Origin of the sequence: Caballeronia sp. LjRoot31 (genome assembly GCF_964253885.1) — a bacterium.
Classification (GTDB): Bacteria; Pseudomonadota; Gammaproteobacteria; order Burkholderiales; family Burkholderiaceae; genus Caballeronia.
Window position 1 is genome coordinate 1,448,436 of record NZ_CAXURX020000003.1, and the last position, 26,647, is coordinate 1,475,082.

Genomic DNA, 26,647 nt, shown 5'->3' on the forward strand with positions numbered 1-26,647 from the left:
AGACCTGATCTGTGCTCGACACCATCAAGTCCCGTGCTACCGGGCTTTTCTCGAAGGGAAGACTCGCACTGCCTGCTTCCACGTCTGTCACGAAGCTGCTGCCCCTCGTCCTGCTGACGATCGGGTTGACCGCGCTCGCGATGATGTTCCTGCAGTACCAGGACTCCCGTTACAAGCCGTTGTTCGGTGCGCGCGAAACGGTCCCGGCTGCTGACATGATGTCGGTCCTCGACGAGGAGAAGATTGCGTATCGCATTCATCCGAACAGCGGCCAGGTGCTGGTGCCCGAAGACATGCTGGGGCGAGTGCGCATGCTGCTCGCGGCCAAAGGCGTGATAGCGAGGCTGCCTGCCGGCCTTGAGCAGGCCGACAAAAGCGATCCTCTCGGCGTGAACCAGTTCGTGCAGGACATTCGGTTCCGGCGGGGGCTTGAGGGCGAGCTTACGCAAAGCATTGTGACGCTGGAGCCCGTGGAGTCGGCGCGCGTCCACCTGTCCATCGCGAAATCGTCATCGTTCATTCTCGGCGACGGCGACAAGAGTTCAGCGTCGGTCGTGCTGAGACTCAAACCGGGCCGTAAGCTTTCGGCCGAGCAGGTCTCGGCCATCGTAGCTATGGTCGCCGGCAGTGTCGCCAATCTCGACCCGGCGCGCGTGGCGGTGGTGGATCAGGCAGGGCATTACCTGTCGGCATCGGATCAGGGCGGCGGCTCGCCAGCGGAGCAGGAAGTCGGCGCACGCATGCGCGACGACGCGTTGCGCAACATCCAGACGCTTTTGGCGCCAGCCTTGGGCGATGGAAATTTCAGGGCAAGCGTTGCGGTCGAACTCAATCGCGATCGCGTCGAAGAAACCCGCGAGCAATATGGCGAAGCGCCCAAGGTGACGCAGGAAGCGACGCGTAAGGAGGACGACGTTGGAGCGCCGGCACTGGGTGTGCCGGGATCGCTGTCGAACCGTCCGGCCGTGGCAAGGCCGGCAAGCGACGCCGGTGAAGGGCCACGCTCGCAGAGAAACGCGACGACGCGTCAATACGCGTACGACCGCAGCGTCGTGCAGACCAGGCGTGCGCCGACGGTCATAAAGCGCATGAGCGTGGCTGTCGTCTTGAACGATGCCATTGCGCCGGCAGGCGGTAAAACGTGGACCCGCGACCAGCTTGCCAACATCGAAAGCATTTTGCGCAACGGGCTTGGTATTGATAGCGAACGAGGCGATCAGCTTCTGGTCTCCGGGTTGAGTTTCCAGCCCGCACCGCCGGTTGAGGAGGTGCCGTGGTGGCGCGAACGCGACAACCTCGTGACGATCGGATCGTATGCCGGCTATGCGTTGCTTGCCCTGTTGGCCTTCCTGCTGGTTCTGCGTCCACTGATCAGGATTTTGCGGCAATGGGTCGCCAAGCAACAGGATCCGCCGCGCCGGGCTGCAGACGAGGCGATGGTGCCTGCGCTGCCCGCACCGGACGACGTGACGGCGATGGCCGGCACACGTTCTTCCGTGGCACTGCCGCTACTCACAGAAATCAAGCTGCCACCCATAGGTTCAGACGTCGACGTACTCGTCGAGCACCTGAGAGCCATGGTTGGCCAGGACCCGGAACGGGTCGCCGAAGTCATCAAACCCTGGATACGCAAAGATGGACAATCCGATTAGCACGGGCGTGAGCGCGTCGCTGCGCTCGCCGGAGATGACGTCCGTCGAACGAGCGGCGATCGTACTGTTGAGCATGGGCGAGGAGCCGGCGGCGGCCGTGTTGCGCTGTCTGTCACGCGACGAATTGCTCGACGTCACGCGGGTCATGTCACGCATGACCGGTGTCAAGGCGGACGCGGTGCAGGACACGATCCAGACGTTCTTCGATGCCTACCGCGCGCAAAGCAGCGTGCGAGGCGCCTCGCGCTCGTTCCTGCAGCACTCGCTTGAAAAGGCGCTTGGTGGCGTGATTGCCGGCAGTGTTCTTAACAGCATCTATGGCGATGCAATCGGCCCACGGATGGCCCGCTTGCAATGGGCGCAGCCGCAGTGGCTCGCGGAGCGCATCTCGCATGAGCATGTCCAGATGCAAGCCATCTTTCTCGCGTTCCTGCCGCCTGAACAATCGAGCCAGGTGATTCAGGCGCTGCCCGACGAGCGCCGGGAACTGGTGTTGCTGCAGATCGCGCGCCTGAAGGAAATCGACTATGAACTGCTGCGCGATCTCGAAGTCGTGGTTGATCTGTGCATCGCGAATCTGGGCATCCAGAGCACGACTGTCGAAGGTGTGCGGCAAGCCGCTGACATCATGACCCGGATGCCGGGCGATCGCGCTCGCATGGTCGAACTGTTGCGCGCGCGCGATCCGGACGTCGTGTCCGAAGTCGAAAACCATATGTACGACTTCTCGATTCTTGCGCAGCAAAGCGACACGGCGATTGCCACGATCATGGAGCAGGTGCCGCTTGAGCAATGGGGGCTTGCGCTCAAGGGCGCAGACGCCAGGCTGGTTGAGACGCTGTTGCGGTCGATGCCGCGGCGCCAGGTGCAGGCCTTCGAAGACATGCGGCGCCGCGTCAGCCCAACGCCGGTGAGCCGCGTCGAGCAGGCCCGGCGCGAGATCATGGAGCAGGTGCGCGAACTGGCTGACGCCGGCGAGATCGAGTTGCAACTCGTCGCCGAGGACGTGATGTGATGCAGCAGTACCGCCGTTATGTCTTCCCTTCGCTCGCACACCGCCTGGGTACTCACGACCCTGCGGACACCGCTGCGGCCGTGCTGCCGTTGTTCGACAGCGCCCCGTCGGAGGCAGCGTTGCAGATAGCGGGCGAAGAGGGCTTTCGCGAGGGCCAGGCGGCGGGCTATGCCGAGAGCAAGGAAGAGGCACGGCTTGAAGCGAAGCGTGCGCTCGATGCACTGACCGAGCCGCTTGACGCGATGATCTCGGGTTTTGATTCGCTGCAGGAAGCTTACCGCAGCGAAATGCGTGACGAGATTGCGGGGCTGGTTGAAAAGGTCGCGCGGCAAGTGATTCGTAACGAGCTGGTGCATCGGCCCGAATTGTTGCTCGAGTTCGTCAGCGAAGCCCTGGCCGAGATGCCTAAAGTACCCGCCGTACCCGCGAACGTGGAGGTTCGCCTGAATCCCGGTGAGTATCAGCGCATTCTGGCTGTCGCGCCCGAGCGGGCCGCCGTTTGGCGCCTGACGCCCGATGCCCGCCTCGAACCTGGTGAATGCCGCGTGAAGGCGGGGGACCGCGAAATGGATGCGGGTTGTAGCCAGCGCCTTGCGTTGTGTATCGAACGGATCAGTGCGCATCTCCAGTCGTCAGCGCCTCCGCGAGACATAACACCGCATCCGAACGGCGAGGCTGTCGACAATGCGTAACGCCGCCATCGACCTCGATCTCGATCTCGATGTTCCGGTCGCGAGACCTATCGGCCGCCTGAGCGGTGTGTCGGGGATGTTGCTGGAAGCCACCGGCTATGCATTCGAAACCGGCCAGCGCACGCGTATCGAAACCACCTCGGGGGACTGGCTCAATGCACGCGTCGTGGGCTTTCGCGGGGACGTGTCGTACCTGATGCCGCTGCGCAAGCAGACCGGGCTGACCTCGGGTGCGCGCGTGATAGCCGAAGCCGACGAAAAGCCCATCCTGATCGGCCCGGCCTGGCGCGGCCGCATTATCGATGGCCTCGGCGAACCGATCGATGGACGCGGGCCGCTTGCCGGCGAAGTGCCGCTTGAACTGCGCCCTCCGCGCGTCAATCCGATGAAACGCCAGCCCGTGCGCGGCATTCTCGACGTGGGGGTGCGCGCCATCAACGGTGCGCTCACCCTGGGCCGGGGCCAGCGCGTCGGCTTGTTCGCCGGCAGCGGCGTCGGAAAGAGCGTGCTGCTCGGCATGATCACCCGGCAGACCGAGGCCAGCGTGGTGGTCGTGGGATTGATCGGCGAGCGCGGCCGTGAGGTGCGCGAATTTATCGATCATGCGCTTGGTCCGGATGGGCTGAAGAAAGCAATTGTCGTCGTCGCGCCCGCCGACGAGTCCCCGCTGATGCGGCTGATGGCCACTGAACTTTGTCACTCGATCGCGGCGCATTTTCGTGACGCTGGCGAGAACGTATTGCTGCTGGTCGATTCGCTGACGCGCTACGCCATGGCACAGCGCGAGGTAGCGCTGGCGCTCGGCGAGCCGCCCGCGACACGGGGCTATCCGCCATCCGTATTTGGCTTGTTGCCACAACTTGTCGAAGGCGCCGGCAACGGTGAGGGCGGCGGCAGCATGAGCGCGATTTACACGGTACTCGCGGAGGGTGACGACGAGCAGGACCCGGTCGTCGATACGGCGCGGGCGATTCTCGACGGCCACATCATGCTCTCTCGCGCGCTTGCTGAGCAGGGTCATTACCCGGCGATCGATGTCGCGCGCTCCGTGAGCCGCTGCATGGCGCTGGTGGCCTCCGAAGGGCAGCTCGCCGCAGCGCGCACGCTCAAGGAGATGATCAACCGGCACGCGCAGGTCCGCGACCTGATTCCGCTCGGCGGCTATGTCGCGGGCGCCGATCCGCTGACGGATCGGGCCGTGCATCTCTATCCCCGGATCGAACAGTATCTGCAGCAGGGCGTCGGCGAGGAAGCATCGTTTGCCGACGCGATTTCACAACTCGAGGCGCTGCTCGCATGAACGGCGAACGTACCGTTGTGAGCCTGGCTCGCCTCGTCGAACTGCGCGCGCGGGAACGCGATCGCCTGAAGGTCGAGCAGGCGAGCAAGGAGGCGCTGCGCGAGCGCTATCGCAGGAGCCTGGAGCGCGTGCAGGACATGGTGACTGGCCTCGGCCAGAGCGGAATGGCGAACCTTGCGCTGTCCATCAATTGCGCCGATTTCAAATCGTCGCTGGTCGAGATGATTCACACGCACCTCAGCGATCTGACCCGGCATGAAGCTGACATGGAAGTGAGTCAACGCGCATTGATGAGGGCTTCGCTGAAACACGAGGCACTCGAGCGCACCCTGTGCAGCAAGCGTCATGCAATCCGGCTCGCTGATGAGAAGCGCGGCCAGAAGCGGCAGGATCAACTGGCGACGCAGGCCTGGTACCGGGCACGCCGCGAAGCCGACAGCATTTATTCGATTCGTTCAAACGAAGGGTCACCATGATCAATCCGAACACTCCTGTTGAAAACGCCCAGGCGCTCGCCGACATGCGTCTCGCTTCGGCGCGCAGCCTCATCAAGATGCAGAGGGCTGACGCGACCAGCGCGAGAGATGCATTGACCAAGTTGCAATCAGCACTCCAGAGCTTTCAGACCGCGCTGGGCAAGCTGCCTTCTTCCGGCGCGGGCGTCGTCAAATACTCCGCCTCTTTATCCGATCCGGCGGTTGGTGGCGCGACAGTCGGCGCGAAGGCGCAGCCGGGCAGTTATACGTTCTTCGTCGAACAGATCGCATCGGCGCACCAGGTGTCGTTCAGCGGCCTGCGGCCGGTGGCCGCGGCCGGTGCCGGCACGCTGACGGTACAGCTTGGCGATGGAGCTGCGTTCGACGTCGACCTGTCCGCCGCCAACGTCGACACCGACGGCAACGTGACGCCCGCCGCACTGGCGCGTGCGATCAACCAGGCTGTCGGCAACGATGGCAAGGTGAGCGCGTCGGTCGTGAGCGTCAACGGCGAACAGCAACTGGTGATGACATCGGGGCAAACGGGTGAGGCAGGGCGAATCACGCTCGATACCACCCAGATAGGCGATGCGGATCTGAAAGGCGCCCTCGATCAGACGAGGGAGCTGAGTGCTGCGCGCGATGCGATTTTCTATCTGGGCGGCCGGGATCAGGGTACGCGCGTCGTGCAGGCAAACAATACGTTTACAGGCGTTGACGGTGTGAGCGTTACGTTTAAACAGGCAATGCGCGACGGTGATAACCCCATCGTGCTGACCGTGGTGATGGACAACGCCGCGACCGCGGACAACGTGCAGCAATTCGTCGATGCATACAACACGCTGACCAAAGTGCTGGGCGATCTGACCGCTAGCGGTGGCAACGGCGCGACGGCCGGGCCGTTTTCAGGCGATGCCGGTATTCGCGCGCTGAAGCAGCAGTTGGACACGATGATGCGACAGAGTGTCGACGGCGCGAGCTTGCTCACCTACGGTGTAAGTGCCGATCGAAACGGCAGGCTGTCGGTTGACAAAACCAAGCTCGAAGCGATGCTCGCCAAGAATCCAGCAGGCCTGGAAGCGATGTTCAGCGGCTCCGACATGGCCTTGAGCGGGCGCATGGACAAGTACCTGAAAAGCTGGCTGTCCAGCACCGATGGCCAGATCAAAAAACGTCAGGACTCTGTTCAGTCCGTTCAGAAATCAATTGATAGCAGGAGTTCTTCGCTTGATATCAAGTACGGCCGGATCTACGAACAATATCTTGCGCAGTTCACGAGGGTTCAGAGCCTGAACACCCAGATGGAGCAGACGCTCGCGATGCTCGATGACTTGCCCGTGTTCAGTGGGAGGAAGTAATCATGGATCTGACCGGCTACGCCAGCTACCACTCGGCCAGTCTCGACGCGCGCACCGCGAGTGCGTCGCCGGTGCAACTGGTCATCGTATTGATGGACGGATTGCTGGACGAAATGGCCCGCGCGCGTTCGCACATGGAGAACAGGCGATACGAAGCAAAAGGCAAGAGCATAAACAAATGCATAGGTATCCTGACCGGTCTTAAAAGCGCGCTCGATTCCGAATCCGGCGGCGACGTCGTGACGAATCTCGCGCAGCTCTACGACTACTGCGCGTGGCGTCTGAATGAGGCCGGCTGCACACTGGAGCCGGCGATGATCGATGAGGTCGTGGGTCTGGTGACCACCCTGCACGATGCCTGGCAAGGCGTCGAACAGCGCCACGGATAAAACACATGGACCGAACCGAACATCTGCTGGAACTCGCCGTACGTTTGAGAGAGGCCTCGCTGGAGCGCGACTGGACTGTGCTGACGACGCTCAATAGTGAACTCCGTGAGGTGGTGAGCGACTTGTCCGCAAAGCGGACCTTGAGCGAAACGGAGCGCGATGCACTCGCGCTCGTGAAGCCTACCCACCGCGCGGCGATGGCGGTTCTGAACGCCGAGCTGGAGCGCCTCGCAAGGCAGATGACCGGTCTCAGCGAACACCGCACCGGATGGGACGCCTACTTGCGCGACAGCGACGACGGGAGCACGCCTTTATGAGCATGCCTGACGTAATGAGCGCACTGATCGCGCGGACGGGGTCCCATCCCGGCAGTGCGCGTCCGGTCACTGGCTACCCGGCACGCGGCGCATCCGGGCTGGGCAGCGGCACAGACCCGCAGGACGTCCTGTTCACGATGGACGGTAACGACCTTGGCGATGCGCCGGACGGAACCGGCGCGCTGTTTGCTGACATCGGCGCGATCGTTTCGGATGCGTCGCATGCGTCGCTGCACCTGATTGCGCAACCGTTGTTGCTGCTACCAGTGGCGCCCGCTGAGGCCTCTGCGACCGAGCCTGATATCGGCATGCCGCTTGTGAATGGGGCGGACCAAGTGATGCCCGCATCCCTCGTCCTGGACACGCCGGCCATGTCTCGGACAGTAGCCCCGCAGCCGCAGGCCGAACCCCTGCGTACGCCGTTCGCGACGGCCCTGACGCTGCGTATGGCACCTGCCGACAAGGCAATCGAGGCGCCTGAGATGGCGGGTCAGGGTGCGGCCGTCAGCGCCGCAGTGGTCCAGCAAGCGGCACGCGCGGCATCGGGTGCCACGGCGTTGCAGGAGCCGCGCCCAATGTCAGCCACTCGGGCACTGCAGCAACCGGCAGCGGGTGAGCTTGCGCTAGCGGCGATGTCGTCATCACCGACGCCGTTCGAAAGCGACGCGCCGCTGAAGCCGTTGCAACCCGCGTCTGTCGATCCGCAGCAGAAGCTCGTGGCGCTGCTGGGCGAGCGCATCAGCCTGCATGCGGAGCAAGGCGTGCAGCGCGCGGTGATCCGGCTCGATCCATTGATGTCCGGCAACGTGCGGATTGAACTGCGTCATGAGGCGGGAGTCATCCAGATTTACCTGTCGGCCACGAACAGCGATGTCGTGCGGCAGTTACAGGCCATCACCGACGGTCTGCGCCAGGATCTGGCCAATCGCCAGTTCACCGACGTGGTGGTGCATGTCTCGGCCACGCGCGCGGGCGAACACGGCGGCGAAGGGCGTCAACAGCGTGACGGCCAGGACCCGCACGCGCAGCGAGAACACAGACCCGGACGCGGCCTGGCCCAGGGGGACCTCACCGACACGGCATTCGAACTTGCCGCTCATCATGCGACGCAACTGGGCCATTGATCTCTCCATGAAGAAACGATACCTCCTGTTAGTGGCGGCGTCAGTGCTGACCCTGTCTGCCGCCGGTGGCCTGATGCTGGCCCGCTCCCATGGCGTCTGGCCGTTCGCCGGCGAAACGCGCGAGAGCGAAAAAGAGAAGCGGCCGAACGCGGCTGATTATCGCTACGTGACGCTCGACAAGCTCATCGTCATGTTGCGCAACCCGGTGGGGGCAACGCGTTCGCGCTATCTGTCGATGGATCTGGTGTTCAGCGTGACGAGCTCCGGGAGCCAGAAGGAGATCCACGAGCAATTGCCGATGCTGCGCAGTGTGGCCTATCGGGCGTTGTCCAAATACACGCTGGAGGATGCCCGCCGCCTGACGGTCGATGATTACGCCGCCGTGCTGATGAGCGCCTACGCGACGGCTTATGGCTCGCCCGCGAACATACCGTTCTCCGACGTGCTGATCGGCAAGTTGATGCTCGAGTGACTGTCATGAACGTTCAGAACCGCACCGAATACGCCAGTGTGCAGCGGACAGCTCATGCCTCCGACGGCGCAGCCGAACAGCGCTGGATGTTCCAGTACGTGCCGCTCGTCAAACGCGTGGTGCGCAACCTCAGTTCGCACGCGGGCGGCGCGATCGATCGCGAAGATCTCGAGCAGATTGGCCTGATTGGGTTGCTCGAGGCGCTGCGCCGATACGGCGAGCCCGATGACGAGTTCCGCCATTTCGCTCAGGTAAGGGTGCGTGGCGCGATTCTCGACGAACTGCGGCGCCAGGATTGGCGGCCACGCGGCGCGCGTCAAGGGGCGCATAGGTTGCGTGCCGCGGAACGGGCGTTGCGCCGCGAGCTGGGGCGTGAACCGACCCGGGCGGAAGTCTGCGCCGCGCTGGACATCGGAGAGCAGGAATACGAACAACATGTGCAGGATGATGGCGCAGAAGCCTTCGCGAGCTTCGATGCGATGTTCGCGGAGATGGGCGAACGGCTCGACGAACAGCCGGGCCCGGAGGTGCAGGCTCTCAACCGCTGGAGCCTCACGCAGGCGCTGCTCGCACTGGACGCGCGTGAGCAACAAGTGATTCAGCTGTACTACGAATTCGATCTGGGTCACGCCGAGATCGCGGCAACGCTGGGTCTGACGGCCGCAAGGGTGTGTCAGATAAACAAGAGTGCGCTCAACAAGATGAAAGCGCATATGAATCAGGACTGACGCGTCTCGCGCAAAGGAAAACGACTGTGCAACAGATATTTGGCATTTTCGTGGTGCTGGCTTGCGTGCTAGGCGGCTTCATGTTCATGGGCGGGGATTTCTCCATGTTGTGGCAACCGACCGAGCTGGTGATCATCGTCGGTGCGGCAGTCGGTGCAATGGTGGTCGGCAACCCCCGCCACGTGCTGGTGGAACTGGGCAGCCAGATCCGGAAGGTGATGACGTCCGGGAAGGCGAAAACCCACAAGGAATTCCAGCGGCAACTGCTGCTGCTGATGTATGAATTGCTGCAGGTCGGCCGCGATCTGAAGGCGCTCGACGTGCACGTCGAAGCACCGCACGAAAGCGAGCTGTTTCAGCGCTACCCGCTGGTCGTCGCGTCTCCGAGGCTGCTGGCGTTCATCGTGGACAACTTTCGGCTGATGGCGATGGGCAGGATCAGCGCGCACGAACTCGAAGGCGTGCTGGAGCAGGAACTTGAATCCATTCACGACGATCTCGAACAGCCCTCGAAGTCGCTGCGCAAGATTTCCGACGCAATGCCCGGGTTCGGCATCGTGGTGGCTGTGCTTGGTGTCGTGATCGCGATGAGCATCGTGTCCGACGGCGCGACGGCCGGCGAGATCGCCGAGCGGGTCGCGGCGGCAATGGTGGGCACCTTCCTCGGCATATTCTTTTGTTACGGCGTGCTCGATCCGCTGAGTAACGTGATCAAGCAGGTCGTCAAGACCGAGATCTCCGAACTGGAGTGCGTGAAGGTCGTGCTGGTTTCATTTGCGGGCGGCAAGCCGCCGCTGCTGGCAATCGACAGCGGCCGCCGGCTCGTGCAGTTGGTCAGCAAGCCGAGCTTCGCCCAGCTCGAATCCTGGATCAACGAGCTCGACGGAGCGCGCACGTGAGCAGCGTCCCGGATCGGCCGGATCGGCCGGTGCTGGCGAGGCCGGCGCGGCACAAGGAAGAAACGATCGTCAAGCGGGTCTCGCAGCGCCAGCATGACGATGACCATGGCGGCACATGGAAGGTTGCGTTTGCCGACTTCTGTCTGGCGTTGATGTGCCTTTTTCTCGTGCTATGGGTACTCTCCACGAAGGAGCACGAGACCGCTAAAGGAAAAAGCGCCAGCTCGCGCGGCAGCGTCCTGGATTCGGGTTCAGGCAGCGTGGCTGACGGTAACGGCAGTCCGCAGGCGCCGATGAGCGTGCTCGAGCCGCATCAGCTCGCCGCGCAGGAGGAAGTGATCGCCGACGATGAACCAGATGCCGTGGCGAGCGAGAGCGGCACGCAAGAGGCTGAACCAACGCCGCGTGGTGAGAGCGAGGCCGAACTGCGCGCGGTCGCTGAGCGGCTGGAGAGGCTGGGTATCGAGGCGAATCTGCTGGGTAACCTGCGGATGGTGATGACGCCGGCAGGCTTGCGCGTGATGCTGCACGACACCGATAGCCAGGGACTCTTCGTACTGGGCAGCGCCGTACCCGACAGGAAATTCGATGCATTGCTGCAGCGGATCGGCGCGCTGCTGGCGAGGGTCGGCAACCCGGTTCTCATCGTGGGTCACACGGACGCCGTGCCGTATCGCGAACAGGGTTACGGGGCGCGCTCGAACTGGCATCTGTCGAGTGAGCGTGCCATGGCCGCGCGCGGCAGCCTGCTGCAAGGCGGTCTGGCCGCCGGCAACGTGCTGCAGGTGGTCGGCATGGCCGAGCGCGCACCATTGAACCCGGACGATCCGCGCGGGGCCGTCAATCGCCGGATCGAACTGCTGGTTTTGACGGCGCGGCGCGCGCGCATGATTGAGCAGATGTTCGGCATGCCGCAAACGGTCGTGCCGCTGATTGACGGTGTGGATGCGGTCTGGTCCGAGCAGACACCGGAAAACGACGCGCTGCCGGAAAACGACGCGCTGCGCGATCGGATGACGCATGAAATTTCATCAGGGACGTTTAACTGAATGGCCTCGACGGCCGTCTTGTGGAATTGCCCAAGAGTATTTGTCCATTTTTATGCCGTCTGCAAGCGGAACATCTGACTATGCGAATTACAAACGGCGCGGGCTTACCCGCCATCAACGAAGCACCCGGCGCGCAGATCGCCGAAGGGCCGGCCATAGTGCCGCGCTCCGCATCCGCCGTTCGACCCGCCGGCGACGCCACGACGCTCAGGCTGAGTCATGCCGAGATGCAGAAGCTGCCCGACGTGGACAGCGAGCGGGTGGCCGACATCAAAGCGGCGTTGCTCGATGGAACGATCGTCTTCGATGCCAGCAGTCTCGCAGCACGAATCGCGCGGTATCACGGAGGTCCGCAATGAGCATTTCGGCGGCGCTCACGCAGCTTCTTGACGACTTCAACGCGGACCTGCATACCTACCGGCGGCTCGCGCAGATGTTCGACGTCCAGTTCGCAGCGGCCTTGCGTCTCGACGCCGATGCATTGAAGCGGACGGCCGAACAGATCGCGTATGAGGTTGGATTGCTGGACGCGCGCCGGCGTGCTCGCAGCGGCGCCGGCCAGAAACCGCTGAGTATTGCTTACCAACAGACTGGACGGACTCCGGTCACGACGGCCGCTACCGCGCAGCGTGCAACGCTCGATGTGTGCCGGGAGGAATGGAAGGCAGCGGTCAAGCACTGCAAGGCACAGGCGGTTCGCAACGGCAATCTGCTGGCGTCCCAATTCGAAATGATGCAAAGACTGCTGCACGGCGAGAAACATACCTATGTTCCCGGCTGAATTCACGGGAAGCCGGCTTGGCGCAGGCTTTGACGACGTAGCGCTGCTGCTTCCAAAACCAGCGGCCGGCGGTGGTTTCGCGTCGGCCATCGGCGCGGCGCGGGCGGACATCGTCAATACCATCGAACAGGGATTCGGCTCGACGAGATCAGCGGCGCAATCGGGCTGGGCAGCAGCGCAACTGACGCAGCATCTTGCGGCGTTCAGCGACGCGCAAGTGATGGCGCGCACGAGCCCCGTGGCCGCCTCCTCGACGGCAACGCTCGATACAACCCGCCAGGCCTTTGTCGATGAGATCGCGCCTTGGTTGGAGCAGGCCGCCAAAGCGCTCGGCACTTCACCGAACGTGATCGCCGCACACGCCGCGCTCGAATCCGGCTGGGGCCAACGGCCGCTCAAGACGCCAGAGGGGACTACGACGCACAATCTGTTCGGCATCAAGGCGGGCGCGGGCTGGAAAGGCGCGACCGTCGATGCATCGACGACGGAATATCTGAACGGAGCCGATATGAAAATCACCGACCGCTTCCGTTCGTATCAGGATTACGGCAGCGCGTTTCGCGACTACACGCGGCTATTGCAGGACAACCCGCGCTACGAGGCCGCACTGAATGCCGGGGACGACGCAGGCGCGTTCGGCCGCGCGTTGTCTCGCGGCGGTTATGCGACGGATGCCGCCTACGCCGAAAAGCTGGCGGGTGTGGCGAACCAGATTCAGTCGATGAACCGTACACGGCCGCAACGAACGGCGCTCGACACGACGGGTGTCATCTCGGGTAGTGGCGCGCTCCGTTGAGTGTGCGTCGATTGACAGCAAGCGGCCGGGACCTGAGGCTACGCCGAAAAAGCGCCTGACGCTTTTGGGCGGTCCGTAGCGACAATATCTGGCGTCGAGCGGGGGACTCAAGCAGCGTTGTCCCAGGCAGCGGGCGAGCCGTGCCGGCGCTATTTACTCTTCGGCCACGCTTGAAGCAGAAGCAACCGGCGTCACCGTGCTCGCGTCGGTCACGCGTGCGGAAATGATCTTGCCCGTCGCGACGTTGCGCACCTGGATCACGTCGTTTTCTCCGCCGTTCTGCATGGCTACGCCGGCAGCGGTGACTTCGATCTGCTGGTTGCGAGCGACGATTCGTACCGGTTGACCTCGCTTGAGCGTTTGCGCACCGCGCAGGAAGCGTGACTGTACGACCTGCCCGGCGCGCAGCGGGCGACGGCTTGCGCGGCCCGCGATGTCATCGGCATTGTGGATAGCGTCCGGGGTCGCGGCAATGTCGCGCTCCGCCAGCAGCACGTCCGCTCTGTCGATCACTTTGCCCGCCGGTATCGCAGCGCTTGCGACCAACACCCTGGCTTGCACATCGGCGCGTACGACGAACAGCGCGGTACGCGCACTGCCGGGACAACGGGCTGCAAAGCGCATTCGTTTTAACTGCGCGGTGTCTGCGGGCGTGATGTCGAATGGTTCCGTACAAACGAGCGCGGGCCCTCGGGCCGGCAGGACCGTGACGTCGATGCGAGCGTCCCGCAGTTGCTGCTTTTGCACGAAACCATCAAGCCATGCGCGTGACGCCTGTGTCACCTGTTGCTCCAGGGACGGAGCGGCATGAGCCGACCCGCAAGCGATGATGGCAAGCAGCAATTTGAAGCCGCCAGGAACACGGTAGAGAGACATTGATGTCGGCATCGCAGCGAGTTGGAGTGGATCGCATTATAGGAATGCGCAGCGACAAACGATAGAGGCGCGTTGCGCAATGCTGGATGTATTTTTTGCCCATTTAGGATCCTTTAAGATTTGTGGCGATCCGCAAACAGGCCCGTTACGCTCGCACCTGTTTTGTCTATAGGCTGCCGCCGTGCCGCACCGCGTCACCACGGCCTCATGGAAAAGGAACCGCACGATGGGACTGAATCTGGAACAGGCGTTGGGCGTTCATCCGGCCGCGCTGAAACTACGGGCGGAGCGCACCGGCATTCTCGCAGCGAATCTCGCCAACGAAAGCACTCCGCACTATCAGGCCCGCGACATCGATTTTCGCGCGGCGCTGCAGCGAGAGCTCGATACGCCGGGGGATGCCGCTCCGCCGCGCTTTGCGGACAGCGACTCGCTGTATAGGGTCCCCAGCCGTCCGTCACAAGATGGCAACACAGTTGAACTGGGCATCGAACAGGCTGCGTTCTCGCAGAACACGGTCGACTTCCAGACGAGCATCACCTTCCTGAACATCAAGTTCAAGGGCCTCGCCGCCGCGATCAACGGAAATAGCTAACCACCATGAGCTTCAAGGACATTTCACAGATCGCCGGTTCGGCGATGGCCGCACAAACGGTGCGGCTGAACACAGTGGCAAGCAACCTGGCGAATGCGGGCAGCGCAGGCAGTGAAGAGACCGCCTACCGCGCGCGCAAACCGGTCTTTGCATCGATTTTGGGAGAGGGCGGCGCGCGTGTCCAGGTGCTCGATGTAGTGACCATGAACGATCCGCTGGACAAGCGTTATGAACCCGGCAATCCAATGGCCGATGAACAGGGCATGGTGTTCTATTCGAATGTCAGCCCGGTTGAGGAGATGACCGACATGATGGCCGCGTCGCGGGCGTTCTCGACGAACGCTGAAGTGCTCGCCCGTGTGAAGGGCATGCAGCAGGATCTGCTGAAACTGGGTGAGGGCTGATTATGCAGAGCTATATGGACACAGGTCTTGCACGCAACAACGCACAAGGCGCCGGTGGTTCGCCGCCGGCTGCCAATGCACCTGCGGACCAGGCTGCAAAACAAGCTTCAGGCGAGTCAGGTTCACTGTCGAATATGTTCACCACACTGCTGGTCGCGCAGATCCAGAACCAGGACCCGCTCGCACCCATGGAGGCAAGCCAGTTCGTCACCCAGTTCGCGCAAATGAGCCAGGTTGAAGCGATGCAGACGCTGGCAAGTTTTTCCGCCGCCAACGCGGCGTCGCAGGAAGGCATGCTGGTGGTAACGCTGGGCTCGCAGGTGGGCTCGACCGTGATGGTCGCAAGCGATTCGATCGAGATGGCCGGCACGCCTGTCAAAGGCGGCTTCATGCTCGGTCATGCCGCCGCCGATGCGCAACTCGTGTTGACCGGCCCCGACGGTGCAGAACATCAGATCCCCCTTGGCGCTCAGGCCGCGGGCGAAGTCGGCTTCGAGATCGATCCGGAAAAGCTGGGCCTGCCGCCCGGCCACTACACGATGCGCGTGGTGACGGACACGAACGAGAAGCCTCGCATTGAAGTCATGGGCACGCTGCAGAGCGTTCGCCTTGGCGAGGACGGCATCGTCATGTTGAATGTGGCTGGTATCGGCGAGACCGGGACCGGCACTATCACGCGCTTTCTCGGGCGCGCGGAAAGTAACGCCGGGTCGGCAATTTCTCGAAAGGAGCAACAGGCATGAGCTTCAATATCGCACTCTCGGGCATCAACGCCGTCAACAAGCAGTTGAACTCGATCAGCAACAACTTAGCGAATACAGCCACATACGGTTACAAGTCGAGCCGGGCCAATTTCACCGCTGCATACATAGGTACCCAGGCGGGCGGCGTGCAGGTCGGTTCGGTGTCGCAGTCAATGGATCACGGGGGCAACATGCTCCGCACCGAACGCGGCATGGATGCCGCGATCCAGGGCCGCGGCTTCTTCGTGAGTCGCGACATAGATGGCTCGACGCTGTTTTCCCGGGTCGGCATTTTCGACACGGATAAGGAGGGTTTCGTCATCGATACGCTTGGCCGCAAGGTCCAGGGCTTTCCGGCCAATGGGAACGCAATAGCGGGCGACCTGATTGTGCCGACCAGTGCGATCGGGGCCAAGGCGAGCGATTCGCTGCGGTATGCGGGCAACCTGTCGGCCGACTGGAGCGTGCCCTCGGTGACGCAGTTCGACAAGGACCAGCCCCTGTCGTACAACGGGTTGTCGGTCTCGACTGCCTACGATTCGCTTGGACGCAAGCACACTCTGACGCAGTACTACATAAAAGGCCCGGGCAACGAGGTGAGCGTCCAATACACGATGGACGGCAACGAGGTCGGCGCAGCGACGACGCTGAGTTTCGATACCGACGGCAAGCTGATCGCGCCGGCCGGTAACGTTGCCCTCGATCTCGGCACGCCCGGCGGAGCCTCGCCCATGAAGCTCTCGCTCAACTACACCGACACCACGATGTTCGCCGGCGAAATGACCACCACCAGGAACACGTCCACTGGCTATGCCGCGGGCAACGTGACGGGTCTGTCGCTTGACGAGAACGGCTCGATCATCGTGCAATACAGCAACGGTGAGAAGGCGAGCGCAGGCAAGCTCGCGATAGCGACGTTTCCTAATGAGAGCGGCCTGGTCGCCGTCTCAGGATCAGCCTGGCAAGCCTCTCCTGCAACGGGCGATCCGCTCTATTTCACCGCTGGCAGCAGCATGGCCGGCAAGCTCGCAGTAGGCGCGCTCGAACAGTCGAATGTGGATATGACGTCGGAGCTCGTGAACCTGATGGCTGCGCAGCAGAACTATCAGGCGAACTCGAAGGTGATCACCGCCGAAAACGAAATGATGCGCACGCTGATGCAGGCGTTGTAAGCACCATGGACGCTTTCATCTATACGGCAATGAGCGGCGCGGACCGCGCGCTGCGCGGATTGCAGGTGCGTGCGAACAACCTTGCCAACACGAACACCGGCGGCTTTCGCGCGGACGTGGCGACATCGGAGAGCATGGCGGTGGACGGTTACGGCTACGATTCGCGCCACCTTGCGACGCTGGGCAGCGGCGGGCTCGACAGTACGCCCGGCAAGCTGACCGAGACGGGCCGGCCACTCGACGTCGCCATCCAGGGCGCGGGATACTTCGCCGTCGAGAGCGGCGACGGGCCGGCGTACACCCGCGCAGGCAGCTTCACGGTGACCGGCGACGGCGCGTTGATGCTGGGCGCGCGCGCGGTGCTGGGCGAAGGCGGTCCGATCATGCTGCCGCCAAACCATGGCGTCACGGTTGGCCAGGACGGCGCGATCTCGATCGTTCCCGAAGGGAGTAACGAGACGCAGACGGTTGACCGGCTGATGCTCGTCAATCCCGATCCTACCGATCTCATCAAGAACGAAGCAGGCCTGATCGTGTCGCGCTCGGGCACGAGTTTCGAGCAGGACGACAGCGTGCTGGTGCTGGGCGCGCATCTGGAAAGCAGCAACGTGTCTGCGGTCGAAGAAATGATGCAGACGATGTCGCTGACCCGGTCGTTTGAAATTCAGATGCGGCTCTTCAAGGTCGCCGACGAGATGGCGGACGCCGGCAATCGTCTCATTCGCTCATAACCCTCTCGCAGGACAGCAAAGGCAAGGACACGGTCATGAATTACGCCATGTGGATCAGCAAGTCCGGTATTCAGGCGCAGGATGCCCGATTGCAGGCCATCGCCAACAATCTCGCGAACGTCAACACGGTCGGCTACAAGCGCGACCGTGTCGTGTTCGAGGATCTTTTTTATCGCACCGAGCAGCAACCCGGCGGACAGATGAACGACACCGCCAACGCCGCCGGCGCCCAGATGGGCAACGGCACGCGCCTCGTCGGCACGCAGAAGGTCTTTACCGACGGCGCGTTGCAGACGACCGGCCAACCGCTCGACCTTGCGATCATTGGTAACGGCTTCCTGCAGGTCGAGATGGCCAGCGGCGAGACCGGCTACACGCGGGCCGGCCAGTTGCGCCCGAACGACGAAGGCCGTCTCGTGACCATGCAGGGCCTGCCGATCCTGCCGGCCATCACGATTCCGAAAGAAGCAACGGGCATCACGATAGGCGACAACGGCGTGGTCTCGGTGACGACCGCCGGGTCGGCCGCCGGCACCGAGGTTGGCCGGCTGCAACTCGCCGGCTTCGTCAACCCTGCGGGCCTGCTCGCCCAGGGAGACAACCTCTACCTGGAGACAGCCGCCAGTGGTGCGCCGACTGAGGGCGATCCGGGCGTCGATTCGCTAGGCAAGATCAAGCAGGGCGCGCTGGAAGGCTCGAACGTCACGGCTGTTGAAGAGATGGTCGAGATGATCGCGGCACAGCGTACCTACGAAATGAATACCAAAGTGTTGAGTGCCGCGGACAACATGATGCAGCAACTGGCGCAGGCGGCTCGCTGATGACCGTGGCGCGCATGGGTGCTTGCGCCGCACTGGTATTAAGCGTGCTGGGCCTTGGCGGCTGTGCGGCGATTGGTGTGGGCACATCCGCCGCCGAGCCGGAAGACATGCCGGACATGGCGTTCAATGTCCGCAAGGGCGAGGGCGGCGGCGTGTTCGTGCGAGGCTCCCAATGGTCATTGACGTCCGATAGCCGGGCTTTTCGCGTCGGCGATGTGTTGACCGTGGAACTGCAGGAAGCGACGCAGGCCAGCAAGAAGAGCGATACCAGTATTGGCAAGAGCAGCAGCGCCGTGGTCACGAAGCCGCGCGTATGGGGAGCGGAAGTGCCGATCGATGCCGAACTGGGCGGCAAGCGCGATTTCAGCGGCTCGGGCGCGAGTTCGCAGCAGAACGCGCTGCGCGGCTCGCTCACGGTGATCGTGCAGAACGTGCTGCCGAATGGCTTGTTGCAGGTGCGCGGCGACAAGAAACTGATGCTGAACCAGGGCGAGGAAACCGTGCGACTGTCGGGCTACGTGCGCGCGGCGGATATTGGCACGGACAACCGCGTGTCGTCGCAACGCGTGGCGAATGCGCGCATTCAGTACTCAAGCAAGGGTTCGCTCGCGGATGCGAACGAGCCGGGCTGGCTGACGCGGTTCTTCAACAGTCCCTGGTTCCCCTTCTGACAGGAGTTGCCGATGAAACCGAACCGACTGATCGGCATGCTGCTGGGAATGTGGCTCGCGTGTCTTGCCGGGCTCGTCCATGCGCAGGTCGTGGGCAACCTGGTGAACGTCGACGGCGTGCGCGAGAATTCGCTGGTTGGCTACGGTATCGTCGTTGGCCTGAACGGCAGCGGCGACGGGACTCAGGCGAAATATACGGGTCAGTCTGTCACGAACCTGCTCAAGCAGTTCGGCGTGCGCTTACCCGATGGCACCACTATGCGCGCCCGCAATGTCGCAGCGGTGATGGTCAGCGCGACTTTCCCATCGGGCTACCGCAAGGGACAGACGATCGACGTGACAGTTTCGTCGCTTGGCGATGCAAAGAGTCTGCGCGGCGGCACGCTGCTGATGACGCCGCTGCTTGCGGCCGATGGCGAAACCTACGCGCTGGCGCAAGGCAACCTGGTGATTCCCGGCCTCGCGGCACAGGGGCGCAGTGGCTCGAGTATCACCATCAATACGCCGACCAGTGGGCGCATTCCGGGCGGCGCGACCATTGAACAGGAGATCAGCACCGGTCTCGACGCGACACCGTCCGTTCACCTGAACCTGAAGCGGCCCAATTTCCAGACGGCGACCAATATCGTAGACGCCATCAACCGCAATTTCAATCGGCCCATTGCAACCACGCTCGACGCAACCTCGGTGCAGGTGGCCGCGCCAGACGAGCCGACGAGCCGCGTGGCTTTTGTCGCGAGGCTGATCGGCATCAAGGTCGAGCAGGGCAGCGATACCCCGCGCATCGTATTTAACTCGCGGACCGGCACGGTCGTTATCAGTCAGGGGGTGACCGTGAAGCCGGCGGTCGTCTCGCATGGCGCGTTGAGGGTGACGATTTCGGAAGGCACGGCGGTCAGCCAGCCGAATCCGTTGGCGGGCGGCACGACGGTTGCCGCGCCGGTCAGCCAGCTGAGCGTTTCGGAGCCCGGTGGACGAGCGTTCCAGTGGCCGGCCGGTGCGAGCCTCCAGGCGATCGTCGACACGATCAACAGCACCGGCGCGACCCCCGACGACCTGATGGCGATCCTGCAGGCCCTGGCTGAAGCCGGCGCGTTGTCCGGCGAACTCGTAGTGATCTGAGGAAGCACGCATGCTTGATATCCCATTCAACCACCCGCTGACGGCACGTGAAGCACCGGCCGCCCGGCCCGGCGAACCTGCTTCGCAGGTGGACGATCCTGCCTACCGTGCAAAGGTCACGGACGCTGCTGTGCGCTTCGAGGGCATGTTCATCGCGCAGATGTTGAACGAGATGCGCAAGGCAACGGCACAGATCAACGCGAACGACGATTCGCCCAAGGATGAGGCCAGCGCCGGCATGCTTGATCACGCGAATCTGCTGGTGGCCGACTCGCTTGCCAACCAGCGAGCGTTCGGCATTGCCGACTGCATCGTCGCGCAGATGCTGCCTGCCAGCGGTCAAACGCCGACCGGGCGCTGACCGGCGTTGCACGCCGCGCCCGCGCAAAGACACATCCGGCATACCCCGCATACCCGTTCCCCCTGGATTTCCTAACCTGACGAGACGCACATGAGCCTCATCCACATTGGCCTGTCCGGCACGCTCGCTGCGCAGGCGGCGTTGAACATGGCAGGCCGCAATACCGCCAACCTGAAAACGCCCGGGTATTCCCGCCAGGGCGTGCTGCTGGCAGCGCATTCGACGGGCGGTGTCGGCGTGCAGTCGCTGCTCCGTTTTTCGGACAACTACAAGACGCAGCAGATGTGGGCCGCGAACGGGCCGTTGGGACAATATAAGACCGCGTCGTCGTATTTCAGCCAGCTGGAAAATGTGATGGACATGGGAGACGGCAGCGTCAAGGCCGGGCTCGATGCGTTCTTCAATGCACTCCAGGAGGTCAGCACCGACCCGACCTCGGGGCCGCTGCGCCAGCAGTTCCTGTCGTCGGCGGATGCGTTGGCCAAGGGCTTTAACAACCTGCAGCAGAGGCTTTCCGGCCAGCTTGGCGCCGCGCGGCAGCATGGCGTGGCGGCAGTGGACCAGGTCAACGGGCTATCCAGAACCATCGCCGATCTGAACCAGAAGATCGGCGACGGGTATGCAAGCGGCAGCGTGCCGTCCGAGCTGATCGACCAGCGCGATAGCGCAATCGACGCGCTCGCCGGGCTCGTCGAAATTCGCACCTTGCAACAGCCGAGCGGCGCGGTCGACGTGTCGATCGCCGGTGGGCCGCCGCTGGTCGCGGGGTCGCAGGTCGGCACAATGAGCGTGCAAAATCATGCCGACGGGACGTTTTCGTTCTCGCTCAAGTTGGCCGGCACGGCCTATCCGCTGACCGGCGGCACGCTTGGGGGCGAGCTGGGCGCAATTGCGAGCTTCGTCGACACGACGCTGCTTCCGCAGATGGCGTCTATCAAGACCCTCGCGGGCGAAATCGCCACGCGCTTTAACGGCACGCTGGCGGCCGGCTACGGCATGAACGGCCAGCCCGGCCACGCATTGTTCGATTTCGATCCGGCTACGGGCCTGCTCAACGTGCGCGCGGGCCTCACTCAGCAAGACCTTGGTTTCTCGGGCAATCCCGACGAGCCTGGCAACAGCGACAACCTGCTGAAGCTGATCGGCTTGCGCCGCGACAACATCACGTTACCGGGCATTGGCGAGGTGTCGATAGGCGATGCCCTCACGGTGCTGATCGGCAAAGTAGGTTCCGCCAGCCAGCAGAACGAGGCGCTGCTGGGCACGGCCACCAGCATTCGCGATTACGCTGAGGATGCCTGGTTATCGGTGAGCGGCGTGAACATGGACGAGGAGGCCGTGAACATCTCCGAGTATCTGCAGATGTATCAGGCCAACATGAAGGTCATCGCGGTGGCGAACGAACTGTTCGATGCCACGCTGGCGATGTTTTAAGAGGAGCAGCCATGCGTATTGCAAGCAATCATTTCGGCATCAACATGCTCTCGACGCTACGCGCGTCGAATTCAAAGATCGCGGACCTGATGGCGCAAACCTCAAGCGGCAACCGGATTCTGCGGCCATCGGACGACCCTATCGGCACTGTGCGGCTCGCGCTGCTCGAACGCGACAGTTCGATGCTGTCGCAGTACCGCGGCAACATCGGTGCGCTGTCGATCCGCCTGCAGCAGAATGAAATTCATCTGGACGGCATGCTGAAAGACGTCATGGAAGGACACGATCTGATGCTCCGGGCCGCTGACGGTAGTAACAGCCCCAGCGATCTCAACGCGATGGCGGGTCCGCTGCGCACGTTGAAGGACAATCTTTTTCAGTCGGCTAACGCCCGGGATAGTGCCGGCCATTATCTGTTCGCCGGCACGCGCACCGAGACGCCGGCGATGGTCTACGATCCGGCAGCGCCGGTGGGATCGCGCTACCGCTTTGACGGCAACACCGCTCAGCAGCAAGTCGTAATCGGCAACGGCGTGACTCAGGCGGGCAATGTCAGCGTGGAAAATCTCGCCGGGTTGCTGAACCGGATCGACGAAGCGGTGACAGTAATCAGTAATCCGAATGTTGATGCAAACGACCCTGCGACGCGCGCCGTCCTGGTTGCAAGTCTCGATGATCTGGACGAGGGCATTGGGTCGATCAGCGCGAAGATCTCGGGCCTCGGGAGCGCGCAGAACACGTTGTCCCTGCTGGACGAGAACCACGCGGCGATGCTTGTTTCCAATGATGAGGCGACGTATATCGTCGGGCAGGTCGATTTCGCCGAGGCGATGGAAGCGCTCAACGGCTATATGACATCGATTCAGGGCACCTACAAAGTGTACGAGCGGGTGACGCAATTGTCGCTGTTCGACTTGCTGTGACGCGGGGCGCGATATGAATGTGCAAGGCGCTTCGGCAAGTATCGTGCGGGGCGAACGCGCGCCCGTCGGAAGCGGCGGCGTAAGCGCTACCTCAGCGATCGCGCACCTGGGCGCAAAGACCGCGTCCGGGCCCGCGCCTTCGTCCAACGTTGCAAGTGCCTCGCGGATCGCATTCGCGGTTAGTCAGACGCGCCTGAACCAGCAGGTCACCGGCTCCCAACGTTCACTGGCGTTCCTCGATAAAGCCGGGCAGCAGTTGCTCGACCTGAAGGGGGCCTTGGCTAGCAATCTGGCAGGCCGGCCGGCGAGCCGCATGGAAGTCGACCACGGCTTGAATCGCGTTAACGCGCATTGGAGTGGGCGGCATGCCGCGACGGGCGGCACGCTGGGAAGCGACCTCGCCTTTCACGAGGACGGCGCGGCGCCCCAGTTTTTCCGGATTCGCGGGTTCGAGCTGCGCTCGCTGCTGCAGACCGAAAACGCGGAAACGCTGAGCTTTTATCCCAACGGATCAGGCAAGCCGCCGGTGTCTCTGGCGATCAGCGCCGGCCGTCACGACACGGCCACCACGGTCTACCAACTGGATCGCACGCTTGCGCCAGCCGGCATTCGCGCATCGCTCGATAAAGGCGGCGCGCTGGTGTTCTCGACAGCCGAAGACAATTGGCCCGGCTTGCGCGACCATTTGATGATCCGGGGCGGCGGTAGCCGCTTTCCGGGGGGGCAGCCCAGCAGAGCCGTTGCCGAAGCGTTGGCGGGCGCCGTCGAGCCGCGGAAGTGGAGCGTCGCCGACCCGATGGCGCAGCGCGCGACGCTGCGCCGTGTGGTGCAGGCACTCGATCAGGTTACGGCAGCCCACGCTGCGGTACGGGAGGTGTTCGACAACGCCAGCGATGCGATTCGGGACGGGGCCCGGGCAGACATGGCCGCGCGGGAGGCTGTGCCGGCGTTCAGCTCAATGCTTGCGCGTAGCGGCGATTTCCAGATGTTCTCGGCGATTGGTGCCGCGTTACGGCGCGTGACCCGCCAGGGCGTGGTGGCGCTGTTGAAGGCGGGGTAGGTGGTCCCTGCCTTGATAGGCTGGGGATTCCGAATTCGTTAGACTGCGCTTCTTGAATGATCAATAACTTGGATTTATCGGATTTGTGACGCGAATTTATTAGACTCGCCGGAGGCGAGATTGGCTTGGGTTGCGTTGGTTGTGGAAGGCCACGAGCGGCCATTCGCCAGCGGCCGCTTTCCGGCAGGCATCCTCTTCACGTCGGTCGGAACTGCATACATGAATGCCATGTGGTTCCGTTGGCCGGAACGCAGTTCCTAACGACGCATGAATTGCCCGGGGCGACAGCCCGTGCGACAATTCGTGCTCGAATACCGCGAAAAACGGCCGTCTGATTGTTTTGCTTTTGAGCTTCGCTATCGGATAGCCGCGTACACGTCACCCAAGCTTCTTCGAGCAAGGTTGGCCAGCGTTTCCCCCGACATATGTCGGACTTCCTATGAACTCTCGCGCGCCCGTGCGCATGTTCGTAGTTACCGGAACGCGCCATGAAAAGCCACCTCGACTCCTTGTATCCTTCGATTCATCCCCGCATCGCCATCATCGGCGCCGGACTTGGCGGATTGACGCTGGCACGTGTCCTGCACGTCAACGGCATCCCCGCGACAATCTACGAAGCCGAAGCATCGCCCGATGCGCGAGCGCAGGGCGGCTTGCTGGACATCCACGAATACAACGGCCAGATTGGGCTGAAGGCCGCTGGTCTGCACGAGGAGTTCCTCGGCCTCGCACTCCCAGGCGAAGATGCCAAGCGTGTCGTCAACAGGCACGGCGACGTCCTGCTCGACAAGCCCGGCTCGGGTAGTACAACCAAGCCTGAGGTCGACCGGGGCGCGCTGCGTCGTCTCTTGATCGAGTCCCTGCCTGCAGACGCCATCCGGTGGGGCTGCAAGCTCGCACAGGCGAACCGCCTCGCCGACGGGCAGCACCACCTGGTATTTGCCGACGGCTCGACGACAACAGATCTGCTGGTTGGGGCCGACGGAGCCTGGTCAAGAGTTCGTCCGCTTGTTTCTACTGCAAAGCCAGCGTACATCGGCACGACCTTCGTGGAGATCAGTCTCTTTGACGGCGATATCCGACACGCAGCCAGCGCGAAGGCAATCGGCAGCGGCACGCTGATGGCGGTCGAGCCGGGCAAAGGCATTCTGGCGCACCGTTACGCGAACGGCACGCTGCACACCTACGTCGCGTTGAACAGGTCTGAAGCGTGGATCGGCGCCATCGACTTCAGTCAGCCCGCGACCGCATTGAAACACCTCGCAAATGAGTTCGAGGGTTGGGCCACCCAACTCCGGGCATTGATCACCGATAGCGACACTGCGCCCGTCGTGAGGCCCATTCATGCCCTGCCGGTCGACCACCGTTGGGAACGCGTTTCCGGCGTTACTCTCGTGGGCGATGCTGCTCATCTGATGTCGCCGTTCGCGGGCGAGGGAGCCAATCTCGCTATTTTTGATGGCGCCGAACTCGGCCAAGCGCTGCGCGACCATCCTGGCGACATAGAGTCTGCGCTGGCAACGTATGAACGGGCGCTCTTTCCTCGCAGCGCCACCTTCGCTGGTCAGACGGCTCAGAATCATCGGTGCTTCTTCGGCAACGGCGCTCCTCAAAGCGTGGTGGAGATGTTCTCTGCACGCTAGCCGCATGCCGGGCGGCTGGTCCGGCATAAAGGAGTTGTGCAACTCATCCTTGGTTGAATTCGCTTCTTTGGTGGATCGGGCCAAGATCTGCACTTCAGCGAAACCCGTGACAAGTCGGCAGTAACACCAGTCGGCAATGGGACTGAACGTCCGGTTTCCGGCGGTCAACCCCACCCCTGCGGAAGGCCGCAGTGGGTCGGCCAGGGAAGTTCGGCATTCGATCAAGTCCCGTGCTAGTCGGGTCGACCGCGTACTTCCGGGTCCGGCCACATCGGCCCTTCGGGATTGCCCACAATCAGTCGACGTGCAACAGTGAGCCATTGTTGCGGGCAGCGGCGTGACGCCAGCTGACGAAATGAGTGTTTAGGAATCGAGTGTCCTTGCTACGCCGACACCGGGTCGTGACAACAAACGCAAATCTTGTTTCCGTCAGGGTCTCGAAAGTATGCACCGTAGTAGTGAGAGTGATATTGGGGTCTCAGGCCAGGTGCCCCTTCACATGAGCCCCCAGTCGTCAGAGCGCTGGCGTGCGCATTAGCAACTGCTCCACGATCAGGGGCTAGCAGCGCGATCATCTGGCCGTTTCCACAATGAGCCGGATTGCCGTCGTATGGCCGGCCTATCAGGAACAGCGGACGGGGTGCGGACGCTGCCGTCCAGCCTGCCCATGGTCTGTCTCTCTCGCAGAACTTCAACTCGAGCCGCAGATCTTCCATAACTGCCGAGTAAAACCTGAAGGCACGATCAAAGTCGGTAACGCCCACAAAAACGTGTGAAATCATTTCCATTTTTCCCGAAGGCGAGCGGTGCTCCCGAGCATCATGATTGCATCAGTTCCTCCTGACCTCAATCATTTGCCCCACGCATTGAACGACTGCTTTCTGTCTACTCATGGGACCGCTTCGGGTCGTGTACTGCTGGTTGCGGCTTTGTGAAGTTCGGGCCGCATATGCTGGTTGCGTGAGGCGCTAACCGGCCATTTTGAGACATTCAACGGCGCCGCTTAAACTGTTGACAATCATTGCTCCCTACACGCACCGAAC

Annotated in this window: 31 protein-coding genes; 29 read left to right on the forward strand and 2 right to left on the reverse strand. The window is 62.8% G+C overall.

Annotation, left to right across the window (positions count from 1 at the left end):
- Positions 1-11 precede the first annotated feature (11 nt).
- The 16 genes from fliF (at position 12) to ACSQ8V_RS35225 (ending at position 13,048) form a co-directional block, all read left to right on the forward strand.
- Positions 12-1,652, forward strand: a complete 1,641-nt coding sequence (gene fliF / locus ACSQ8V_RS35150) for a flagellar basal-body MS-ring/collar protein FliF (RefSeq protein ID WP_436208890.1) — start codon at positions 12-14, stop codon at positions 1,650-1,652.
- Positions 1,636-2,667, forward strand: a complete 1,032-nt coding sequence (locus ACSQ8V_RS35155) for a FliG C-terminal domain-containing protein (protein ID WP_213762761.1) — start codon at positions 1,636-1,638, stop codon at positions 2,665-2,667. Before fliF ends, ACSQ8V_RS35155 begins: the two co-directional genes overlap by 17 nt.
- Positions 2,667-3,359, forward strand: coding sequence for a FliH/SctL family protein (locus ACSQ8V_RS35160; protein WP_436208891.1), 693 nt, complete (start codon positions 2,667-2,669; stop codon positions 3,357-3,359). Before ACSQ8V_RS35155 ends, ACSQ8V_RS35160 begins: the two co-directional genes overlap by 1 nt.
- Positions 3,352-4,659, forward strand: a complete 1,308-nt coding sequence (gene fliI / locus ACSQ8V_RS35165; RefSeq protein WP_436208892.1) for a flagellar protein export ATPase FliI — start codon at positions 3,352-3,354, stop codon at positions 4,657-4,659. Before ACSQ8V_RS35160 ends, fliI begins: the two co-directional genes overlap by 8 nt.
- A complete protein-coding gene (locus ACSQ8V_RS35170) occupies positions 4,656-5,135 on the forward strand; it encodes a flagellar export protein FliJ (RefSeq protein ID WP_436186297.1) in 480 nt (159 codons plus the stop codon). The genes fliI and ACSQ8V_RS35170 overlap by 4 nt, the downstream gene beginning before the upstream one ends.
- Entirely contained in the window at positions 5,132-6,493 is a 1,362-nt protein-coding gene (gene fliD / locus ACSQ8V_RS35175) for a flagellar filament capping protein FliD (RefSeq protein WP_436186298.1), read from the forward strand. The genes ACSQ8V_RS35170 and fliD overlap by 4 nt, the downstream gene beginning before the upstream one ends.
- A 2-nt stretch (positions 6,494-6,495) precedes the next feature.
- A complete protein-coding gene (fliS, locus tag ACSQ8V_RS35180; protein ID WP_436208893.1) occupies positions 6,496-6,882 on the forward strand; it encodes a flagellar export chaperone FliS in 387 nt (128 codons plus the stop codon).
- A 5-nt stretch (positions 6,883-6,887) separates the two neighbouring features.
- Positions 6,888-7,199: a hypothetical protein gene (locus ACSQ8V_RS35185; RefSeq protein WP_436186300.1), complete on the forward strand. Its 312-nt coding sequence runs from the start codon at positions 6,888-6,890 to the stop codon at positions 7,197-7,199.
- Positions 7,196-8,323, forward strand: a complete 1,128-nt coding sequence (locus tag ACSQ8V_RS35190) for a flagellar hook-length control protein FliK (RefSeq protein ID WP_436208894.1) — start codon at positions 7,196-7,198, stop codon at positions 8,321-8,323. Before ACSQ8V_RS35185 ends, ACSQ8V_RS35190 begins: the two co-directional genes overlap by 4 nt.
- Complete coding sequence (locus tag ACSQ8V_RS35195; RefSeq protein ID WP_436208895.1) at positions 8,289-8,795, forward strand: flagellar basal body-associated FliL family protein; 507 nt, start codon at positions 8,289-8,291, stop codon at positions 8,793-8,795. The genes ACSQ8V_RS35190 and ACSQ8V_RS35195 overlap by 35 nt, the downstream gene beginning before the upstream one ends.
- Before the next feature lie 5 nt (positions 8,796-8,800).
- Positions 8,801-9,523 (forward strand): FliA/WhiG family RNA polymerase sigma factor, encoded by a 723-nt coding sequence (locus ACSQ8V_RS35200; RefSeq protein ID WP_436208896.1) that lies wholly within the window; start codon positions 8,801-8,803, stop codon positions 9,521-9,523.
- 26 nt (positions 9,524-9,549) lie between these two features.
- Entirely contained in the window at positions 9,550-10,422 is an 873-nt protein-coding gene (gene motA / locus ACSQ8V_RS35205) for a flagellar motor stator protein MotA (protein ID WP_436186304.1), read from the forward strand.
- Positions 10,419-11,471 carry a flagellar motor protein MotB gene (locus tag ACSQ8V_RS35210; protein WP_436208897.1) on the forward strand — a complete coding sequence of 351 codons (1,053 nt, stop codon included), beginning with the start codon at positions 10,419-10,421 and terminating at the stop codon, positions 11,469-11,471. The genes motA and ACSQ8V_RS35210 overlap by 4 nt, the downstream gene beginning before the upstream one ends.
- Positions 11,472-11,551: 80 nt before the next feature.
- Positions 11,552-11,830, forward strand: coding sequence for a flagellar biosynthesis anti-sigma factor FlgM (flgM, locus tag ACSQ8V_RS35215; RefSeq protein WP_436208898.1), 279 nt, complete (start codon positions 11,552-11,554; stop codon positions 11,828-11,830).
- Entirely contained in the window at positions 11,827-12,252 is a 426-nt protein-coding gene (locus ACSQ8V_RS35220; RefSeq protein ID WP_436208899.1) for a hypothetical protein, read from the forward strand. Before flgM ends, ACSQ8V_RS35220 begins: the two co-directional genes overlap by 4 nt.
- The gene (locus ACSQ8V_RS35225) at positions 12,239-13,048 is read left to right on the forward strand and encodes a glucosaminidase domain-containing protein (protein WP_436208900.1); all 810 of its coding nucleotides are present in this window, start codon (positions 12,239-12,241) and stop codon (positions 13,046-13,048) included. The genes ACSQ8V_RS35220 and ACSQ8V_RS35225 overlap by 14 nt, the downstream gene beginning before the upstream one ends.
- A gap of 153 nt (positions 13,049-13,201) precedes the next feature.
- Here ACSQ8V_RS35225 and flgA read toward each other — a convergent pair whose 3' ends face one another.
- Positions 13,202-13,924 (reverse strand): flagellar basal body P-ring formation chaperone FlgA, encoded by a 723-nt coding sequence (flgA, locus tag ACSQ8V_RS35230; RefSeq protein ID WP_436208901.1) that lies wholly within the window; start codon positions 13,922-13,924, stop codon positions 13,202-13,204.
- Between the two features lie 226 nt (positions 13,925-14,150).
- Between flgA and flgB the strand changes: the two genes are divergently transcribed.
- From flgB to ACSQ8V_RS35295, 13 genes are all read left to right on the forward strand, one after another.
- The gene (gene flgB / locus ACSQ8V_RS35235; RefSeq protein WP_436208902.1) at positions 14,151-14,519 is read left to right on the forward strand and encodes a flagellar basal body rod protein FlgB; all 369 of its coding nucleotides are present in this window, start codon (positions 14,151-14,153) and stop codon (positions 14,517-14,519) included.
- Positions 14,520-14,524: 5 nt separating this feature from the next.
- The gene (gene flgC / locus ACSQ8V_RS35240; protein ID WP_213762744.1) at positions 14,525-14,923 is read left to right on the forward strand and encodes a flagellar basal body rod protein FlgC; all 399 of its coding nucleotides are present in this window, start codon (positions 14,525-14,527) and stop codon (positions 14,921-14,923) included.
- A gap of 14 nt (positions 14,924-14,937) precedes the next feature.
- Entirely contained in the window at positions 14,938-15,666 is a 729-nt protein-coding gene (locus ACSQ8V_RS35245; RefSeq protein WP_436208903.1) for a flagellar hook capping FlgD N-terminal domain-containing protein, read from the forward strand.
- On the forward strand, positions 15,663-16,838 hold the full coding sequence (locus ACSQ8V_RS35250; RefSeq protein WP_436208904.1) for a flagellar hook protein FlgE: 1,176 nt from the start codon (positions 15,663-15,665) through the stop codon (positions 16,836-16,838). The genes ACSQ8V_RS35245 and ACSQ8V_RS35250 overlap by 4 nt, the downstream gene beginning before the upstream one ends.
- A gap of 5 nt (positions 16,839-16,843) precedes the next feature.
- Positions 16,844-17,569 (forward strand): flagellar basal body rod protein FlgF, encoded by a 726-nt coding sequence (locus ACSQ8V_RS35255; RefSeq protein ID WP_436208905.1) that lies wholly within the window; start codon positions 16,844-16,846, stop codon positions 17,567-17,569.
- 35 nt (positions 17,570-17,604) lie between these two features.
- On the forward strand, positions 17,605-18,390 hold the full coding sequence (gene flgG, locus ACSQ8V_RS35260) for a flagellar basal-body rod protein FlgG (RefSeq protein ID WP_436208906.1): 786 nt from the start codon (positions 17,605-17,607) through the stop codon (positions 18,388-18,390).
- Positions 18,390-19,061 (forward strand): flagellar basal body L-ring protein FlgH, encoded by a 672-nt coding sequence (gene flgH / locus ACSQ8V_RS35265; RefSeq protein ID WP_436208907.1) that lies wholly within the window; start codon positions 18,390-18,392, stop codon positions 19,059-19,061. The genes flgG and flgH overlap by 1 nt, the downstream gene beginning before the upstream one ends.
- Positions 19,062-19,097: 36 nt before the next feature.
- The gene (locus tag ACSQ8V_RS35270; protein WP_276572807.1) at positions 19,098-20,183 is read left to right on the forward strand and encodes a flagellar basal body P-ring protein FlgI; all 1,086 of its coding nucleotides are present in this window, start codon (positions 19,098-19,100) and stop codon (positions 20,181-20,183) included.
- A 10-nt stretch (positions 20,184-20,193) separates the two neighbouring features.
- The gene (locus ACSQ8V_RS35275; protein WP_213762737.1) at positions 20,194-20,544 is read left to right on the forward strand and encodes a hypothetical protein; all 351 of its coding nucleotides are present in this window, start codon (positions 20,194-20,196) and stop codon (positions 20,542-20,544) included.
- Positions 20,545-20,634: 90 nt separating this feature from the next.
- Entirely contained in the window at positions 20,635-21,978 is a 1,344-nt protein-coding gene (flgK, locus tag ACSQ8V_RS35280) for a flagellar hook-associated protein FlgK (RefSeq protein ID WP_436208908.1), read from the forward strand.
- An 11-nt stretch (positions 21,979-21,989) separates the two neighbouring features.
- Positions 21,990-22,901: a flagellar hook-associated protein FlgL gene (flgL, locus tag ACSQ8V_RS35285; protein WP_436186316.1), complete on the forward strand. Its 912-nt coding sequence runs from the start codon at positions 21,990-21,992 to the stop codon at positions 22,899-22,901.
- Positions 22,902-22,914: 13 nt separating this feature from the next.
- Entirely contained in the window at positions 22,915-23,961 is a 1,047-nt protein-coding gene (locus ACSQ8V_RS35290; protein ID WP_436208909.1) for a hypothetical protein, read from the forward strand.
- Positions 23,962-24,449: 488 nt separating this feature from the next.
- Positions 24,450-25,604, forward strand: coding sequence for an FAD-dependent oxidoreductase (locus ACSQ8V_RS35295; protein ID WP_436208910.1), 1,155 nt, complete (start codon positions 24,450-24,452; stop codon positions 25,602-25,604).
- A 383-nt stretch (positions 25,605-25,987) separates the two neighbouring features.
- Here the strand turns inward: ACSQ8V_RS35295 and ACSQ8V_RS35300 are convergent, their stop codons facing one another.
- A complete protein-coding gene (locus ACSQ8V_RS35300; RefSeq protein ID WP_436209253.1) occupies positions 25,988-26,386 on the reverse strand; it encodes a VOC family protein in 399 nt (132 codons plus the stop codon).
- Positions 26,387-26,647: the final 261 nt, after the last annotated feature.